Genomic DNA, 20555 nt, shown 5'->3' with positions numbered 1-20555 from the left:
AATCAAGAACTCTTTGAAAATTTTAAACTCTCTTCAGCAAAGGCTATTTTTATGATAAATTATTTCGGGTTTAACGGTGAGACTTAGTAGAAAAAAAGTAGAGGAAGGAATAATTATTCTTCCCACACTCCCCACAGCTCCCACAGCTCCCACAGCTCCCACAGCTCCCACACCTCGCACACTTCACACACTTCAGACCCTCTTCCCTCTCTTATAGCAACTGCCTGGGCGGTTAGGACATGGACTAATAATGAATCTTAGACTGGGAAACACTTTTAACTGTTCCCTGTTCCCACCTATAACGATGATTTATGCCATGATTTTAGAGTTAGTTGTTATCAGAATTGGATTATGAGTTTAAAGGACAAAATTACAGAGGACATTAAAGCTGCGATGAAGGCCAAAGACAAGGTACGTCTGGAGACAGTTCGTAGCATCAAAAAAGTTATTCTGGAGGAGGAATCAAATGCTAGAGCTGCTGGAAAGGACTCTCTGACAGAAACTCAAGAAATGGATATCTTAGCCAGATTGGCCAAACAACGTCGGGATTCTATAGAGCAATATAGTCAAGTAGGTCGTCAAGAATTGGCCGATCAAGAAGCGGCCGAATTGGCCATTCTTGAGGAATATCTGCCAAAACAGTTATCGGATGATGAGGTTGCTCAAATAATAGATGAGATTATTGTCCAGGTAGGAGCTAGTTCTGCTAAAGATATGGGTAAAGTTATGGGTCCAGCAATGCAGAAGTTGAAAGGTAAGGCCGATGGTAAAAAAGTTCAAGAAATGGTAAAGAGCAAGCTAAATTAAAAGTTCAATTTGTTTAATACGCATTTAAAAGTGCGTATTAGCTTATTCAGCATTTAGTAGTAGCCAATATAGCCATCAGAAATCATTTGTCAGAAAAAACTGTAGGGGTTTAGTCTCCAAATCTATACCATAAAATCTGACAATCTATTTATAATTTCTGTAACAAATATCTTAAATTAAACCTATTATTATTTATTATGCAATTACCTATTCCCATTGGTACAATTCTGCAAAACCGCTATCGCTTAATTAGTATTTTAGGTCAAGGTGGATTTAGTCGTACCTATCTAGCGGAAGATACAGGTCGTTTTAATGAACTTTGTGCCATCAAAGAATTTATTCCCCAACAGACAAATGCTAATGTGGTAGCAAAATCTCAAGAACTATTTGCCAGAGAAGCAGCGATTCTCTACCAAATTGAACATCCCCAAATTCCGAAATTTAGAGCTACCTTTGAAGAAAATCAACGGCTTTTTTTATTACAAGATTATGTTGTAGGCAAAACCTATCGAACTATATTACAGGAGCGTCAACAGACAAGTAATTTGTTCTCAGAAGCAGAAGTGCTAACTTTTTTAGCACAAATATTACCCGTACTAGCTCATATTCATAATTTTGGGATCGTTCACCGAGACATATCTCCAGACAATATTATCAGACGTGAAACCGACCAAATGCCAGTATTAATAGATTTTGGTGTAGTTAAGGAAATAGCAACAAAAGTTCAATCTCCTGACTTAACAGTAGAAATGACAAATGTGGGAAAAGTTGGTTACGCTCCTTGGGAACAAATTCAACTGGGAAGAGCAACAGCAAGTAGCGATCTATATGCTTTAGCAGTTACAATAGTTGTGCTATTGACTGGCAAAGATCCCCAAGTATTAATCGATCAAACTACATTAAAATGGGATTGGCAACGGTGGGTAGCAGTTAGTCCAGAGTTAGCTGAGATTATCAATAAAATGTTAAGTCATCAACCAGGCGATCGCTATCAGTCTGTCACAGAGTTAGAGAAAGATTTGGCAACATTACCTAGTGTTAAGTCTCAGCAACCACCTACTATTAACCAAGCAGCAAATAACTCTTCTCTCTCTCAAGTGGGGACAGTAGTTGTAGGTTCAAATCAAAATTTTAATACTGATAATGATAGCCTTTTCGATCATCATAAGTGGAGTGCAGTTGCTTTAATAGTAATATTAGTTTTATTATCTGGGGTGGTTTCTTGGGGTACAGTTAATTTGCTCCTCAAGCGCAAACAACAACCTGAAGTTGAGGAAGTAACTGAAATTAATCCCAGTCCAGTACCAAATTTACCAACTATTACTTCATCACCATCTTCATCACCATCATTTCCATCACCGTCATTTCCATCACCATCATTTCCATCTCCATTATCTCCATCTCCAACAGCTCAATCATCACGATCGCCTACTTTGCCACCAGAATCAATTATTCCTGTACCATCCCCAACACCAGAAACCATCACAGAAACTCCTTCTGTTGTTGAAACTCCACCGAAGTTAGAGACCTCAGAGGAACGTCTCGATCTATTATTACCAGGGGAACCTATATCTATTGAGGGTAATTTGAAAGGAAATGAAACTGTTAGCTATATAATTTCTGGGAGTCAGGGGCAAAAGTTGAGTTTATTAGTGACTGGAGAAGGGGTATTGATGAGTTTATTGAGAGCGGATGGGGAGGGAATGGATGGAATCTCTGAAAAAGTATCTAATTGGAAAGGAATTTTACCTATAGATGGTGACTACAAAATTATTCTGAGTCCTTTACCTGGTTTGTCTGGTACTGACTACAAGTTAGATATTGATTTAACTAATCCTATACCGCAATTTACTCCAACTACAGAACCGAAACCTACAAATTCTCCAACTCCAACTACAGAACCGAAACCTACAAATTCTCCAACTCCAACTACAGAACCGAAACCTACAAATTCTCCAACTCCAACTACGGAACCGAAACCCACAAATTCTCCGACTCCAACTACGGAACCGAAACCCACAAATTCTCCAACTCCAACTACGGAACCGAAACCCACAAATTCTCCAACTCCAACTACGGAACCGAAACCCACAAATTCTCCGACTCCAACTACGGAACCGAAACCCACAAATTCTCCGACTCCAACTACGGAACCGAAACCCACAAATTCTCCGACTCCAACTACGGAACCAGAACCCACAAATTCTCCGACTCCAACTACGGAACCAGAACCCACAGATTCTCCTACACCCGCACCATTCAATAAACCTTCCAAAAAGTCTGTAGTCAAACCATTTCCCACATCAACTTTATCTGAGCAAATAAATAAACCTGCAAAGGAATAATTAGGACTAAAGCCATGAGGTAGGAAAAATAGGGGTTTGAGATTGCTATCCTGACGGACAGCGACCCCTTCATGTCGCGCAGCGAAACGCTGTCGCTCGTATCGGAAAAATTGCGTTGCGCGTGCGTAAGTCCTGATAATATCATGTCCATTGGTATCGTTTGTGTAAAAATTGGAGAAATATCTACCTTTTTTAAAGTTTTTTTCTTCTCTTAAAGCTTCTTCTTTCTTCCTTCTTCCTTCTTCCTTACCTTCTCTATACAAAACCAATGCTAGCGGACATTATCTCAAATGCGATCTCATGTATTCCTGGTTTGTAGAGGGTTTGGAGACCAAACCCCTACAGTCTTAATCGGTTTATTGATTGCTTTGCGTAAGTCTTGACTCTACCAAAAACAGCGTCTTATTACTGATAGCTAATAGCTGAATGCGAGCCCATTCCACAGGAAATGCTTACTATTAGACAGCAACTGGAGTAGTTAACGCTGATGTTTCATGTTGTTTTATCCATTCAAAAACTCGATTCCATGCCCACCAAATATCTGGATCTTCCGCACTTTTTTGACATGATTTATTACTAACATGAGCCACATGACCACCATAAGAAGTTAAAATTAAATCTATAGCAGAATTATTTTTACAAGCAGCTTTTAAATCTGGTACAATTGTTGGGTCAAATAATGGATCATCTTCTGCATAGATAATCAATGTTTTTTTCTGAAGATGAGGTAAAAAATATAAAGGACTTGTTGCTTGATAGTAAGCTTCTGTTGATGGAAAACCTAATTCTGTTATAATAAATTCTTCATCAAATTTACGGATAGAATTAGCCCGTTCAATTGCTTCTGGATTGATAAAATCTGGATGATGTTCGTGAATTGACCAAGCTAATTTTTTCAGGTTTTTAGTAATTCCTTTATCCAAGTGTCTTCCTAAAGGAGAACTGTCTAAATAAGAGAGAGAACGATGAGCTTCTAGACTAGGACAAATAACTACAGAACCACCAATATCTGTTTCTGTTAGTCCTAATTCTGGAGCTAGATTTTCTGCGGCTTTTGCCCCCCAAAGTGCTAGTTGTCCTCCCAAAGAATAGGCCGCAAACCAAAAATTTGGTGGGCAACCCATTACTTTTGCTTGAGCCGCAATATGTACAAAATCTCTTCCTTCATAAATCCCATCAGAAGTTAGAGCTGGTGATAATAATGCCGTCCTACCATGGGCACGCCAATCAAATAAAATAACGGCATAACCTTGAGCATAAGCTTTACGTCCTAATAGTTTTAAGAACCATTGATTATCAAGTTCTCCTGTAATTCCATAAGTTCCAATAATTGTACCTTTTGGGTTTTCTGGAATAGCCATCCAACCATAAATTGGCACATCATTTGCACCAATAAAAATTGTGTCTTGGTAAGGAGGTTTTGGAAATTTAGTGGTCTCTTCCCAAAAACGAGGTATCCAAAATGCTGCATAAAGAGTCATTGCTAAACCATTTTTTAGGAACCACGGGGGAGCATAAGAAGGATTACCCATAAATTTAATGTGAGTCTCATAAAGCTTAATTTTGTTAAGGTAATAGTATATCATCAGTTAGATGTAGGTTGGGTTTCGTTCCTCAACCCAACAAAAACTTTGCTTCCCTATTCTACTAATGCACACTCATTAGCTGTGTCAGTCTACTATTTAGGATTGCTATAGTTAACTATTTGGGTTTTCTATTATAGAAGATGGCAACTCTATAAAATACAAATATAAAACCTTTGTAAGGTGGGCATTTTAGTTATCAGTAGAAGTTCTGGCAATAGGGAGTTTTTTTACAGTTATCAGTTATCAGTTATCAGTAGCACTTCTGGCAATAGAGAGTTTTTTTAATTAGACATCTCCAAAAATAAAAAATCAAATCAATTATCGTACAGAAATTATCAATTCTTTTTTCCTATTGCCCATTGCCTCCATACCTATTGCCTCTTTTCTGGAGATGTCTATTCCCTCTCCTCTTTATAGGTAATTTAACCACCATTTACCTCGGTGCTTTTTCTTATATTTAGTGAAATAATTACAAATAATATACAAAATCAGAGTTATTAATATCGAAATTAAATAAACCATTGGCAAATTATACTGAACAGCTTTTATCTCCAAACTCATTCCTGAGTGAGAGAAAGTAAAAAGTCTTATAACATATCTAGAAAAGGCAAATAAAATAGCGGTTAAATGAATTAGATAAACGTGGATAATATAAAAAAATAATGGTTCTTGACCTAAGATAATTAATGGCTTTAAATAATAATTTATTTTTGTTCTTTCTAAAAAATAAAGTAATATAATTGCTAGACCAAGTGTTATTAATAAATACAAGAAAGAGGGTGGATATTTATGGCAGTTGATAAAGGATAGTAAGGTATCAGGAAAGTTAGATTGAATTGACCAAGGATTGGGGTCGCCATAAATGTTAATGCCTCGAATGATAATAAAAGCAATTATCATACTTAAACCTATTTTTCTTAATAGCTGAAGTCGCCTAATTTTTTCTATTTCAAACAATTTTCCGAAAGCGTAACCTAATGCGATAACTCCAATCCAAGGAATTAGAGGATAGAGAATAAATAAACGAAACCCAGGTATTGGTTCAATCATGTTGCGTTCGTGGAGTATTGTCCATAACCAACCAATATTTCCTAATTGTTCTGCTTGTATGTTATCAAAAAGATTATGTCCGACTACTAGCAAAATTCCGATCGCTGCTATTATCCGAGTAGGGAGATAAATTATTGCTGCTAAAAAAATCATAGACCAAGCGATCGCCCATAATACTCCAGCAACAGAAAAAATGTCTGTCAGGTTAAACCTCCAACTAAAACGCACGACTGTTAAATCTAAAAAAATAAACCAACATCCTCGCAGCAACAAAAATTGAAAAAGTTGTTGTTTGGTTTTGCCACGTTTGAGAGAGAGATAAGCTCCTATTCCTGCTAGAAAAATGAATGTGGGAGCGCACAGATGAGTCACCCATCGGGTGAGAAATAGAGGAACGTTTGACTGGGTAAGGTCTAAAGGATCAAAGTTAGCATTAGAGAAAAATATTCGCACATGATCTAATACCATTAGCACCATTACGAATCCACGCAAAATGTCAATTGATATTACTCGTGGCATACGGAGTTTTCTTCGTTTAATTCTGCTTTGGATGAAGGACTAGACCCAGAAACCCGGTTTCTTGAAGAAACTGGGTTTCTAAGGTTTCCTTATGTTTTCATTAATTCCGCTATCAGCATTAACTCAAATATTATAGCCAAAAACAAGGAAATAATCAGCATTTCAGCGATTCTGGGAGCCGTGTATCTGGGATACCATACAAAGATAAAAAACCACCTTATAACCAGCCCTAAGCTACGACAAATGACCAAAAACTAGCCAATATTCATTCGTCAAGGGTCTTAACACCGTCATACTTACTTTTAATACTCAGGACTTACGCAAAATATCAAATTATACGCCATTTGTAGGGGCGAACGGCCGTTCGCCCCTACTAGATATAGCGGTCTTGTGTAAGTCCTAATACTAACCTTAACCCCACGAATTGTCAACCCCAAAATAATACTTATTTTGATAATAGATTTTAGAATTTATGCAAATTCTGAAATAGTAACCTATCTTGAAGAGGGCAAATGGAATTTGTCTATACCAAATATTTATGGGTAAGTCCTGTGGATAATGGATAATTAATACATATAGGAGTTTAGTCTCTAAATTCCTTTTAGTCAATCCTCTTCTTGATAAAAATAGGTAATTATTAATTATTAAAAATGTTTCTAGAATCTTCTACTAAATACATCGACCCTGAATTAAATAGTTTATCTGATAAAATCGAAAAAGATAGCCCTGGGTTATCAGTTTTTGCTGCCCGTCAATTCTGTTATCAACTATATCAAACTCCGGTACAAATTGAAATTACTAAAGAACGAGATTTCAATATTCTAGAGGAATTTATTCTCAGAGCAAGTATTGAGTTTAATCCCCCACCAACTGAAGTAGAATTAGCCCAAATACTGAAGTTAGACCCTATATTTATTCAAAACACTACTAATACTCTGAAATTTCTACAAACTTTAACTATAATACCACCAGATTCTAGAATTAGGGTAACTTCTGAAGGGAAAGATTTTTATGGCAAAGGTTCTTTGCCACAACCACCAGAAAGTAAACTTATTTATGCTATTACTAATTCTCTTTCTCCAGAAATTAATTGGCGACTTTCGGCTTTAACATCTAAATCTCTAGAACTACCAAATTTAGTAGATTTTATAACCTTTGAAAATACAATTATTGATATTGCTAATTTGACTATTGCAGAACTACGAACCAAAATTTTAGATTCTAATTTAGGTCTGCATTTACCAGAATCAGGACAAATAATTACAGATTTTTCTGTGGATAAAGATGCGGAAAAGATTGCCTGGAAAACTATTTCTATTTTCGTCATATTTGATGTGATTGAAGAAAAATTAATTTTACAAGCAAGAGAAGAAAATAAAATTTTAGAACAGGTATCAAATCAATTACAAGAAATGGTAGAATCGGGAGAAATTTTGTTCAATGAATTATTTGGTTTATCTTCTGAATCTATAGCTTTTCAAACTGAATCAATTTTAGAAATAAAAAACCAAAAAGTTGAGGAAAGACTAGAAAAAATTCGCCAACAAGGAAATGAAATAATTAAAAAAACTAGAGAGAAAGGCAGAAAAACTTTACCAAAAAATTCTGAATTTATCTTGTTACGCGATCGCCAAATTAGACCAGAGTTTTTATCTACTCTCAAAGCAGCAACTCAACAGATTTTAATATACTCTCCTTGGGTGACGGAGGAAGTAGTAGATCAGCAATTTATTCAACTTTTACAAAAGCTAGCAAATAATGGAGTATGGATTTTAATCGGATATGGAATTGCCGAAAAACAAGAAGCAGAAACTAAACCAATATCGCCGGAAATTGAGGAAAAATTATTAACAATTAGAACCCCTGAAGATTTACCAGCAGCTCAGATATTTTGGTTAGGAAATTCTCATGCTAAGGAAGTATTAGTCGATAAAAAAGTTCATTTATCAGGTTCTCATAATTGGCTTTCCTATCGAGGAGATAGAGGTTTTCGCGGAGAGACAGTTTATAAAGTCACAAGTGTTGACAGTGTTATGCCAGCTTATGAATATTTACAAGCTAGATTTCAATCTCATGCTGAGAAATTATGGGAGTCCGCAGTTGCAAATCAAGATATTAATTTAGCTATTAAATCTATTTGTATTTGGGGTGCTTTAAATATGGCAGAAATAGCACTAAAAAAATTACAATATCATAATTGGATTGAACTTTTTCCAGTGTGGTTAAAAATAGTTATTCATGGATTAAATTCTCAACAAATTTCTCCTGATGAGCCGATTTTTGAGAAAGCAATTTCTTGGTTAAATATAGTTAATAAATCAGATGAAAATATAGAAGATTTAAGGTTGAGATGGCGAGGGGTTGTAGAAGCGATCGCTCGTCAAAATCGTCAAGCAGCATTAAACTTATTAAATGAGGCAGCATGGGCAGAATTTATCCGTTTAGAAATTTCTGCAACAGACACACCAGAAGAATTTATACAATGACAGATAAATAATTTAGTAATCTCAAGATGACTTAAGCTATTAGTCAAGGATTGAAATCCTTGGCTTGGCGAGACATCGGGTATAATTTTTTAATACACAAGCTAGAAACCCGGTTTTTTTTAGACAAGAAATAAACCCCAACTATTCATGATTCATTAGATTTTTGCCCTTGTTTCGTTCCTCAACCCAACCTACATCTAGAAACCCGGTTTCTTTTTAGACAAGAAATAAACCCCAACTATTCATGATTCATTAGATTTTTGCCCTTGTTTCGTTCCTCAACCCAACCTACATCTAGAAACCCAGTTTCTCAAATAAACCGGGTTTCTTTTTAGACAAGAAATAAACCCCAATTATTAATTATTCATTAACCCAACCTACATCTAGAAACCCGGTTTCCAAGCTAGAAACCGGGTTTCTTTTTAGACGAGAAATAAACCCCAATTATTAATTATTAATTATTAATTATTCATTATTAAAAGTTCATTTCGTAAAGCAGCCTCAACTCTTACATATTCTTCCTTAGCTTCAGAGAAAATTACATTTGCTCCCTCTGTAGTTCCCCCACGTCCTATATATTCTAATTTCTTACAAAACTGAGACAACTTGATAGCACCAACAGAAGCACTACTAGACTTCATGCTGTGAGCAGACGTTCGTAATAATTCTGAATCCTTTTCTTGAACTGCTTGACTAATTTCATCCAAAAGTTTAGGTGAATCTTCCAAATAACAATCTATGATTTCAACAACCATTTCCGAATCATTTCCTGCCATCTCCTTCAACTCTTCCAACACTCCTGTATCCACCGCCTCTTCTGATTCCGTTATATCTACTTTTTCTGCTTTAACTATTTCCTTTTGTAAAGCACTACATTTACTTAAAGCTGTAATCAATGCTTCTCGGCGAACTGGTTTCGTAATATAGTCATCCATGCCAGCATTTAAGCACTTTTCGCGATCGCCTTGCATAGCATTAGCAGTCATGGCAATAATGCGGGGGCGTTCCTCTTTTACCCATTCAGAACAAATGTGCTGTGTAGCACTTAAACCATCCATTTCTGGCATTTGTACATCCATCAAAACTACATCATAAAACTGACGATGTAAAGCTACTAAAACCTCAAAACCATTAGCAACAATATCAGCTCGATACCCTAAATTTTTCAGAATATTAACTGCTACTTTTTGGTTAACCACATTATCCTCAGCTAAGAGAATTTTCAGAGGTAATGTTTCTGCCAACTTAACATTTGATTCAAGTTCAATTTTTCGGGTACTATCAACCACATTTCCTGTTAATATTCCGATTAAAATTTTCTCAAGTTGAGATTGCTTAATTGGTTTATTTAGATAAACAGAAGAATCAATATTAGCCGTAATATTTGCAGATTCTATCTCACCTAGAGAACTAACAAAAACTAAAGGCAATTTTTCAAAAGGTGGTAGCTGACGAATTTCCCTAGCTAGACTGATACCATCCATTCGCGGCATTCGTATATCTAAAATAGCAACATCAAATTTCTCCCCTGACTTTAAGATGTCGAGCGCTTCTTCCCCACCACTTACAGCTTGGGAAACCATGCCCAGATTTCCTGATTGAAGTGTCAGCACTTGTCTAATCGTAGCATTATCATCAACAATTAACAAATGTTTATTCTGTAATAATTTCTTATTTCTATTATCCTCCTCCAAACATGAACTATTGGGAAAAGCTGGAGATACTATCGTAAAGAAAAAAGTAGAACCAATATTTGCTTCACTCTCCACCCACATTTTTCCTCCCATAACCTCAGCTAACCGCTTACTGATAGCCAACCCCAACCCCGTACCACCATAGTGACGAGTTGTGGAAGCATCAACTTGACTAAAAGGTTTAAATAAACGATTTTGGCGATCTTTAGCAATACCAATACCAGTGTCTTTGACCGCGAATTGTATTTTATAGAAAATAGGACAGGAACTATTTGGTTGAGGACACTGACTTTCATTGGGTAGAGGGCAATACCAGTTTTTCACAGAGTTGAAATCTGGTTTTTCCAGTGCAGCACTAACTGATATAACTACTTCCCCAGTCTCCGTAAACTTAACCCCGTTACTGAGAAGATTAACTAATATTTGGCGCAAGCGAGTGATGTCCCCAACTATAACTTCTGGAGTTTTTGCATCTATTAAATAAGCTAGCTCTAAATTTTTTTCGGCTGCTTTGGCAGCAAACAAGTCTAAACATTCCTCTATACAACCTCGGAGATTAAAAGGTTGTTCTTCTAAATCTAATTTCCCAGACTCAATTTTAGAGAAGTCAAGAATATCATTAATTAAAACCAACAAAGAATCTCCACTATTGCGGATAACTTCCACAAAATCTTGCTGCTGTTCATTTAGCGGTGTATCCAAAAGTAAACCTGTCATCCCAATAACCGCATTCATCGGAGTTCTAATTTCGTGACTCATAGTTGCCAGAAATTCACTCTTAGCTCTGTTAGCAACTTCCGCTGCTTCCTTGGCTATTCTCAATTCATCTTCTGCCTCTTTCTTTGCTGTAATATCTGTGATTGTACCAACCAGACGATAAGGTTGATTTTCCTCATTGTAAATACATTTACCCTTAGCAAATATCCATATATAATACCCATCTCTATGTTTCATCCTATGGGTATGCTCATAACGATCTGTTTTTCCTTCTAAGTGTGCTTCTACAGTTTTAATTGCTCCTTCTATATCTTCTGGGTGTACATTATCTGACCAAGTAGAAAAGGTATAAGGAAGTGGGTTGTCTTCGTAACCAATAATTCTCATCCATGTGGGTGAGTAATAAACTTCATTTGTTCCTATATCCCAATCCCAGATGCCATCATTTGTCCCCGAAACAGCCAGTTCATAACGTTCTTGCTGTACATTCAAAATAGATTCTATCTGACGACGATGGATAATTTCTGCACTTAAAGCTTCATTTTTACTCTTAAGTTCCTCTGTTCTTTCCGCAACTCGTTTTTCTAAGCTCGCATTTGTTTCCTTAATTTCTATAAACTTTTCTTTTAATGCTATTACCATGAACTGAAAGTTAGCAGTCAAGATATTAATTTCTGCAATTCTACTATGTGGCAAATCTGTAGAAGCTGATTCCAGCAGCAGTTTTTGGGGTAAGTCTGTAGTTACTTTTGCCAGTTTTAACATCGGCGCTACTAATCTTTTGCTAACTAAAACTGATGCAATTAATCCTAAGACTGCTATTATTTGCATCGTCGTTAGATTTCTAATGTAGCTGACATCTAAATAATTAATATAAGGTCCTGTGGGTTGCTTAATATATAAATTCCAAGGAATATCTGCACTTACCTGGACTTGCATTCCATAAAATGATTCTTTCCAGCGTTTCACTGCTGCTATTCCTGGTGTTTTTGGTTGCCACTGAAAAATATCTCCATGATAGGAAACTTTTCCTGTTTCCAAGAGGTCGAACTTTTGCTCCGTAGTCACTACCGAATTACTGTCAGCAATTATATAGTTGTTAGTATCTACGAGTATTGCTTGTGTTTTTTGCGATCCATTTGCATCAGTATTTAGTGTCAGAAATTTACTAACCTCACTTAAATTCAGAGAACCATAAGCCATACCTGCAAACTCATTATTTCTGACTATTGGTATGGCAATACCAATATGGGGTACATCAGAAGCTCGATCTCGATGAACATCTGTAATTTTTGGTTCTAGGGTTTTTGCCATCTCCTTCAGATTATACTTATCAGCTATATTTATCTTCAACATTGATTCCCCGGATGTATTAAATTCGGGTTCAGCAGCAATTATGTCGCCACTAACATCAGTAACATAGATTTTAAGAAAAGAGGGAAATGTTTTTTTGATTAATGATATAATTTGTTGTAAAGTTTCTATTTTCTGATAGTCTGTTTCACTTTCTATTTTTGCCAATTCTACTATAGCGTTAAAATGTTGTTCATACCAAGATTTTAAGTTATTTATCAGAGGAGCTTTTGCTGTTATTATATCTTGTTCAATATTGCTTTCAATAGTATAAACTATATGTTTTCCATTAAATATAGTGAGCGTTAAAGCTGGAAATAAAATAAATGCTATTAACAAATTAAAGATAGTTTGTTGAAATGAAGAATATTTTTCTGCTCTAGAAAAAACCACCCGTTTATTTATTGGTAAATAAGTAATAATCAAGTTAGCAACTAAAGAATTAAAAAAGCCATTAACTGATTGTTTTAACATGATTAATATAGTTTGTGTTGTACTTACATCCAACACAAATTTATAAAATAATACAACTAGAGGCATCCCCAGAAAAATCCAATATATTCCATCTAGCAAAACCATATTTTTATAATGTTGTCGTTTTAACATTATTCCAACAAACATTGCTTCTAGAGTAAAAATAATAATTGCATAAGGATGACCCCATAAAAAATAAGTATGGGTACTAATAATCAAAGCTGCGAAAGTACCCCATCTAATTCCATAGAGATAAATTACGATTAAACTTGCGATGCTACCGAAGAGAAAATCTACTCCAAAAAACAAGTGTATTTTGAAGTAGTTACCTAAGTAACCTAATATAATTAATAAGATTGGTCTTAGTATAAATTTAGGATGAGTATTTTTTGGTGATTTGTTATTTTTATGGAAAAAGTTCATATTTTTAACTTTTTATAGCAGGGAATAAGGAATAGGAAACAGTTAGAAAAACATTTTCTAGTCTAAGATTTATCATTAGTCTATGCTCTAACGTAACAGCCGTCAGCTATCAGTTAAATCAACTATTGTAAAACTTGTTACCACTAATTTAAAATTGCCATATAAAAAATTATCTAATTGATTTTTTTTAATGTTAACACATAAAATAATAACGATTAACCATGTAAAATCAAAGGCAGAAAATATCCTAGGGGTTTGGAGACCAAAACCCTACCGTTTTCATTTTTTCTCGCCTTTCAAAGAGGGGTAGGGGGATACCTTTCTTCCTCTAAAGTGTAACTATTGAACTAGACATTCTTGGCAGCGGTTTTCATTTTAGCAGGACTTACGCAGCCACCCTAGATATGGTGCTTAAAACTTAAGAAAGATGTTTATAAAGCATAGCTACTGTAGGGGCGGGTCTAGCTAGGGAGCTATAGCTCTTCATGTTGAGTTAGCCAGACCCGCCCCCCTAAAGTAGGGGCGGGTCTAGCTAGGGCGCTATAGCTCTTCACCTTGAGTTAGCCAGACCCGCCCCCCCTACTCTAGGCTATCCCCCCTTTCAAAGGGGGGTAGGGGGGATTTAACTCCTAAGATTGACTTTCAGTTTATCAACCAAAGCATCTCTTACTTTTTGTTGTACCGGATCAATATCCTCATCAGTCAGAGTGCGATCGCTCACCCGATAAATTAACCGAAAAGCTAAACTTCTTTGACCATCAGGTACATTTTCACCCCGATACTCATCAAATAATTCTATCGACTCCAATAATTTTCCAGCAGCTTGAGAAATTACCTGTTTAATTTCATTAACAGATACCTCAACTGGTACAAAGAAAGCAATATCTCGATCTGCTGGAGGAAATGTAGAATAAGCACTAAACTTCCGTCTGACAATATTTCCTTGAGTCATTACCGACACCAGTACTGCTAAGTCAAGTTGAAAAACATAAACCTCATCCGGCAAATCTCGCTCTTGCCGTAGTTGAGGATGTAGTTGCCCAAAAATGCCAAGATATTTACCTTGCAACCATAATGATGCTGTGCGACCTGGATGCAGCAAATAATTTTCAGAACATGCTTTGTACTCCACTTTCAAATAAAGTCGCTCAAAAACTTGTTCTAAAATTCCTTTTGCTTCAAACCAAGTCAGAGGTTCTTCCTTTCCACCCCGCGTCCAACTTTTGCCACCATTACTAATAATTCCGGCGATCGCTTCTGCTTCGTGATATTTTTCTGTCTCTTTCCAGAAAATACGACCTATTTCAAACCCACTCAATGTACTGTTTCCTTGTTCCAAGTTATATTGGAAAGCATCAATAAGTCCGGTTAAAAGTTCTGTACGCAAAGCTGAATATTCTACAAATAGAGGGTTAGCGATCGCAATTTGATTTTCCCCACCTTGCTTAACCAAAGAATAGTGCATCAACTCTGTTAACCCTGCACCCCGCAAAGCACTCCGCAGAGTACGAACTGCCAACTGTTCTGGTGGCAAATAACCTGCTGCACCTTTACTTGGCAAAGTTTCACAGAAATTATCATATCCGTGCAACCGGGCAACTTCTTCGATCAAGTCTATTTCTCGTTCCAAGTCTCGATAACGATAGGGAGGTACGGTGACATTCCAAACTACTGTCTCTCTAGCTTCCGTTTTCACCAAACTACATCCTAAAGAAGTGAGAATACCTTCAACTTCTTCTGGTTGCAAAAAAGATTGCTCTAAAGTGTTTTCTCCACGCTTCAATGGTCCTAAAACTTCGTTAATGCGATCCAGACTCAGAGATAATTCTCTAGTTCCTGTGATACCATCTCCTTGATTAGTAAAAGTCTCCTGATGAGTAACCGTTCCTCCAGCCAACTCTGTAATTAAATGAATAGCACGACGACAAGCTAATCCTAACTCTGCTTGATTCACTCCCCGTTCATATCTGGTAGAAGCTTCCGTCCGTAAACCTTGAGTTCGAGCTGAACGACGAATAGCAATAGGAGCAAAAATTGCTGCTTCTAATAATAGATTTGTCGTACCCTCACCTACTTCTGTTTCTTCTCCACCCATTACTCCTGCCAAAGCTATTGGTTTATCATTAGCTGTAATTACTAAAGTTTCAGTTTCCAGGGTGCGCTTTTGACTGTCCAAAGTAATCAGAGATTCGTTTTCTTTAGCATAGCGTACTCCAATTGTCAAGAGCTGATTGTCTGTGATAAACTGAATCTTATCTTTGTCAAACCCATGAAGTGGCTGACCCCACTCTAACAAAATATAATTAGTAATATCTACTATGTTGTTAATCGCTCTTATGTTTGCAGACTCCAATCGTTGTTTCAACCATTCCGGTGAAGGACCAACTTTTACCCCTTCAATCACAGTACCAATATAAATTGGGCAAGCTTCGGATTCTGAGATGTCGATTTTGATACTACTATTAGTATTGAGTTCTGGAATAACAATTTCAGAAACATTTGGTATTCTCAATAATGATCCAGTCAAAGCAGCAACCTCACGGGCTACTCCAATCATACTCAAAGCATCAGCACGATTTGCTGTTGTTGTCAAGTCTAAAATTACATCATCTAAACCAAGCAAAGGCCCTACATCAGAACCCAACTGGGGGCTTTCTAGCTCAAATACATGAATACCTTCAGAATCCTTAGTTAAGCCCAGTTCTGTTAAAGAACAAATCATTCCTTCCGAAGGAACTCCCCGTAGCTTACTTTTTTTTATTTTTAAATCAATGGCAGCCAAATAAGCACCGACGGTAGCTACTGCAACATAAATACCTGCCCTAGCATTAGCAGCTCCACAGACAATATTTAATAGGTCTGGCTTACCAATGTCCACTTGGCAAACTTGAAGTTTATCAGCATTGGGGTGCTTGTTAGCTTCTAGGATTTTTCCTAAAACTACTCCTGCTGACCAAGTGCTTCGATCTTCTATTTCTTCCACCTCAAAGCCTGCCATTGTCAGAGTTTCAGCTAATTCTTCTGGAGTAATATTGATATCTACCAGTTCCCGCAACCATTTTAGAGAGATACGCATCCTTTTAATATTTCCCAATCTTGAGGCATAGTAGAGCAAATATAACAGCAGTCAGAAGTCAGAAGTCAGAAGTCAGAAGTAAAATTCTGTCTCTGACTAAATTTGAGAGTTGGCAAATCTTCTAACACTCATGGCAACTGCTATATCTGGCTCTTAGGCCATATTTATAACTTCAAGTAACATTTTATCTCTCTGATGGTTGAGTCATGAAGTTAGGAATCAGGAGTTAGGGTTAGCTGATTAAATCTCAAAGCATTGAGAGACAGATAAACTTTTTATACTGTTCCCAGTTAAGTGTTCCCTTCCTTGAGAAACTCTATCAACAGACAAGAGTCTCTGTCGCACAAGCTTTAATGTTGTCCCGAATTTTAGATATTATTTTAGATATAGCAGTCTTATTCGAGTCGTGTCCCAAATTTCCTGGTTTTTACAGCAAGAGGGAACAGAGAAGAGAGAATAAGCTATTAAGCGTTTAAACTGCAGTTTATCAAAATAATTGGGGTTACTCAAAAGTCTGTTAGTGGGCTTAGGCAATAGGTATGGGGGTAATAGGAAATAGTTACAAGTGTTACTTTTTCTACATTTTTTCCATTAGTGAGGAAAAATCTAGAATTTTAAAGATTAATTTAGTAATTTCTCGGCACTTTTTGTTGGTTACCCAAAAAAGCCTTTAATCTTTATCTGTCAATTCTTTTAGATTTAATCAGCAGAGCAATATATTAGGTCGTGCAACCCCCCCCCTTGATCGGCGAGACGTTTTTGGAGCGTTGCTCAAATCTCCCTTACCAAAACAACTTCTAACTTCTAATTTATGACTTCTGACTTCTATAAGTCGCCAATTCGACAGTTCCCCTATCTGAAATTGCCCGTAGCGCTATATATTTATCCTCGGTCAAATCCTGAAGAATTGGCCTTTGTCTAGTAAGTTTGCTATAAAGAGATTAGTCGTTTAGAGATTAGTCATTTAAAGAAAAATTAAATTAAAATATAATTCTTAATATACTTAAGATGAGCTATTGTACAAACCCTAACTGTCCTCAACCTCAAAATCCAGATAGTATTAAAAAGTGTCAAACTTGTGGTTCGCAGTTAATACTGCGCGATCGCTATGAAATTGTTCAACCCCTTGGCAAAGGAGGTTTCGGAGCAACTTTTCTAGCCAAAGATATCTCTTTACCAGGAGACCCGATTTGTGTAATCAAAGAATTGCGCCCATCTACGACAACAGCTAGTGTATTAGAAATGGCAAGAAAGCTATTTGAGCGAGAAGCTGAAACTCTGGGAAAAATTGGCCACCATCCCCAAATCCCCAGCTTATTAGGTTATTTTGAATGGAAGAAACATTTTCATCTAGTTCAAGAATATGTGAGTGGTTCAACTTTAAAACAGGAAGTCAAAAAACAGGGTCTGTTTACTGAAGAAAAAGCGCGAAAATTTTTGATTGATATTTTGCCACTGATAGATTACATCCATACTCAAGGAGTGATTCACCGAGATATTAAACCTGCAAATATTATCAGGCGGAGTCAAGGTGGTAATTTAGTTTTGATCGACTTTGGCGCTGTGAAAGACCATGTTAGTCAAACTCACATATCAACTGGTACAGGAGAAACTGCTTTTACAAATATCTCCATAGGTACTTCAGGTTTCGCTCCACCAGAACAAATGGCTTTACGACCTGTCTATGCAAGCGATATTTATGCTTTGGGAGTAACTACTATTTATTTGCTGACAGGAAAAAGTCCAAAAAGTCTTGGTTACAATCGAACTAATGGTGAAATTCTCTGGCGTCCTGTAGTTAATGTTAGCGATAAATTTGGGGAAATCTTGGAGAAAATGCTAGAAGTTTCTGTAAAACATCGCTTCCAGTCAGCTCCAGAACTTTTAGCAGCTTTGAATACAAAAACAACAAAGAAAAAACAAGTTAAACCTCAATCCGATGAAACTGTGAATACTGTATTTACTGATAATAACAATACTGTATTTACTGATAATAACAATACTGTATTTAATGATAATAACAATACTGTATTTAATGATAATAACAATGATGTTTCATTAATTTCTCCCGGCACTAAAATTGCTCAAAAAATTCGAGAACGCAAGAATCGTTTGAATAAAGCTCCTAGACCTCCAGTTCCACCCAAATCTTTGAAGATGAAGGAAGATGTTACAGAAGGATACTTTACCACAGTATCTCCAAAAAAGAAAGCAACTAATGCAGCATTATCTTCTTTATCCTCAAAAAACAAAACAAGTAATACAACAGAATTAGGTGGTGCAATTCCCACAAAATGGACTGCTGCCTCCTTGCGCAGTGCTTATATCAGAGGTAGAAGAGATTTTGCTGATTGTGATTTAAGTAACTTTAATTTGCGTAACGCTAAGTTGTCTGGAGCCAATTTTTATGGAGCAAATTTCCATGAAGCTAATCTAGAAGGTGCGGATTTATCTGAAGCTAATTTTGGCCATGCTAATTTAACTGATACTATTCTCAAAAATGCAAACTTGACTAAAGCCTATTTAAGTACAGCTAGTTTGGCAGGTTCTAATTTGCAGGACGCAGATATGACAGGTGCTTATATGAATGGTGCAAATTTACATGGTGCAAATTTGTCTGGTGCTAATCTGAGTAATGCAATGGTAAGTAACAGTCAACTAGAGACAGCAAAAACTAATTGGTGGACAACTTTGCCTAATGGTAAAAGAGGTTCCGGATTCTAGACTTCATTTATCACTTGTCAGTAGCGATCGCTGAAATTAATCACTTAATACTTCCTGCTCTCTCCCTACTTCAACAAAAAGACTTTCCATAAGCAAACCCTACTTACAGCAATTTCACGCCCGCGCGTGAGGTACAAAATTTTATTTAGTAATTTTAGTAACACAACCTTTGGTGGTTGTTACAGCAAACGAAGGCTGAACCGCAGTAGGTGTTAAGTGTACCTCACCATCCTCATGCATTACTATAACTATACCCATAAGAAAAGATTGATGAAAAAAACGGTAGGGGTTTGGTTTCCAAACCACCCATACATGATTTGGAGACTAAACCCCTACAATAAAATATTACAACCTATTTAGAATTGCTATATAACAGAAAAATTAGCCGAATTAATATGTTGATTATATTGATATAACTCTGCTAAAAAGCCATCAAATTTATCGCATTCTGAAACTAGAAAATGCACCAAACTAATAAAATAACCAAAATTAATAGAATCTATATTCACATTTTGGATGATAGAATAAACTAACTTATCCTGAATATTTTCTACAAACCATTCACCGATTTTGTATTGAGTATTTTTGGTTAATAAAATACTAGAAATAAGATTAGGAATATCATCTAAACATTCAAATACAGCAGCACTAGGAACCGAAAATTCTAAAATAGAATCAAATTTAGTAATATAAACCCTTTGCACCCTGCCAGAATCCATAATGAACTTTAGCATAGCTTGTTTGTCATTTAATTTGGAAATATTCCAACCAGCTTTAGCACTATTATTTTTGACCAAGTGTTCAAAAGATTGTTGAGCCATTATTATTTCACCCGTGATTGATTTGTTCTAGTTAATTAATGTTACAAAGTGAGAAAAATTATGCACTTTCAATCATTTTTAGTAACTTTGTACTATATAAATGGGGTGTCATGTAAGCATTCAGCCATCAGGCATCAGCTATCAGCTTTTTTTTGGTTTTAGATGTAAATCTCATCTTTAAGACTATACTTTATAAACATTTCTCTTGATCGGGACTTACGCATCAGGAACGCAATTTCAAGGTTTGAGATTGCCTTCGGTCCGGAATCCTGCGCTTTCCATGTCGCGGAGCGAAACGCTGTCGCTGGCGCTGCGAGTCCCGCCATGACAGAATTACGTTATTCTGCGTAAGCTATTGGTAGTGGACCGTTTCATCTTAAATAGTGCAATAACTGTAGGTTGGGTTGAGGGACGAAACAAGGGCAATAATCTTTTTCCCCTATTCCCCTATTCCCCTATTCCCCTATTCCCCTACTCCCC

9 protein-coding genes are annotated in these 20555 nt (G+C 36.4%); 4 read left to right on the top strand and 5 right to left on the bottom strand.

What is annotated here, in order from left to right; translation table 11 throughout:
* Window positions 1-351 precede the first annotated feature (351 nt).
* Both VKJ25_RS02010 and VKJ25_RS02005 read left to right on the top strand, forming a co-directional pair.
* Window positions 352-807 (top strand): GatB/YqeY domain-containing protein, encoded by a 456-nt coding sequence (locus VKJ25_RS02010; protein WP_324234952.1) that lies wholly within the window; start codon window positions 352-354, stop codon window positions 805-807.
* 197 nt (window positions 808-1004) lie between these two features.
* On the top strand, window positions 1005-3152 hold the full coding sequence (locus tag VKJ25_RS02005; protein ID WP_324234951.1) for a serine/threonine-protein kinase: 2148 nt from the start codon (window positions 1005-1007) through the stop codon (window positions 3150-3152).
* Window positions 3153-3610: 458 nt separating this feature from the next.
* Here the strand turns inward: VKJ25_RS02005 and VKJ25_RS02000 are convergent, their stop codons facing one another.
* Window positions 3611-4684: a YheT family hydrolase gene (locus VKJ25_RS02000; RefSeq protein WP_324234950.1), complete on the bottom strand. Its 1074-nt coding sequence runs from the start codon at window positions 4682-4684 to the stop codon at window positions 3611-3613.
* Between the two features lie 465 nt (window positions 4685-5149).
* Window positions 5150-6307 (bottom strand): acetyltransferase domain-containing protein, encoded by a 1158-nt coding sequence (locus VKJ25_RS01995; protein WP_324234949.1) that lies wholly within the window; start codon window positions 6305-6307, stop codon window positions 5150-5152.
* Window positions 6308-6957: 650 nt separating this feature from the next.
* Here VKJ25_RS01995 and VKJ25_RS01990 point away from each other — a divergent pair.
* Window positions 6958-8793 carry a phospholipase D-like domain-containing protein gene (locus VKJ25_RS01990; protein WP_324234948.1) on the top strand — a complete coding sequence of 612 codons (1836 nt, stop codon included), beginning with the start codon at window positions 6958-6960 and terminating at the stop codon, window positions 8791-8793.
* A 461-nt stretch (window positions 8794-9254) separates the two neighbouring features.
* Here the strand turns inward: VKJ25_RS01990 and VKJ25_RS01985 are convergent, their stop codons facing one another.
* Both VKJ25_RS01985 and pheT read right to left on the bottom strand, forming a co-directional pair.
* Window positions 9255-13454 carry a response regulator gene (locus VKJ25_RS01985; protein ID WP_324234947.1) on the bottom strand — a complete coding sequence of 1400 codons (4200 nt, stop codon included), beginning with the start codon at window positions 13452-13454 and terminating at the stop codon, window positions 9255-9257.
* A 622-nt stretch (window positions 13455-14076) separates the two neighbouring features.
* On the bottom strand, window positions 14077-16530 hold the full coding sequence (gene pheT / locus VKJ25_RS01980; protein ID WP_324234946.1) for a phenylalanine--tRNA ligase subunit beta: 2454 nt from the start codon (window positions 16528-16530) through the stop codon (window positions 14077-14079).
* Between the two features lie 1008 nt (window positions 16531-17538).
* Here pheT and VKJ25_RS01975 point away from each other — a divergent pair.
* Window positions 17539-19254 carry a serine/threonine-protein kinase gene (locus VKJ25_RS01975; protein WP_324234945.1) on the top strand — a complete coding sequence of 572 codons (1716 nt, stop codon included), beginning with the start codon at window positions 17539-17541 and terminating at the stop codon, window positions 19252-19254.
* A gap of 365 nt (window positions 19255-19619) precedes the next feature.
* Here VKJ25_RS01975 and VKJ25_RS01970 read toward each other — a convergent pair whose 3' ends face one another.
* Complete coding sequence (locus VKJ25_RS01970; protein WP_324234944.1) at window positions 19620-20075, bottom strand: hypothetical protein; 456 nt, start codon at window positions 20073-20075, stop codon at window positions 19620-19622.
* Window positions 20076-20555 lie beyond the last annotated feature (480 nt).

The sequence above is a fragment of the Okeania sp. genome (assembly GCF_035285525.1).
Lineage (GTDB): Bacteria > Cyanobacteriota > Cyanobacteriia > Cyanobacteriales > Microcoleaceae > Trichodesmium.
Note: the sequence above shows the minus strand (reverse complement) of the source record. Positions and strands in the feature narration are given on the sequence as shown.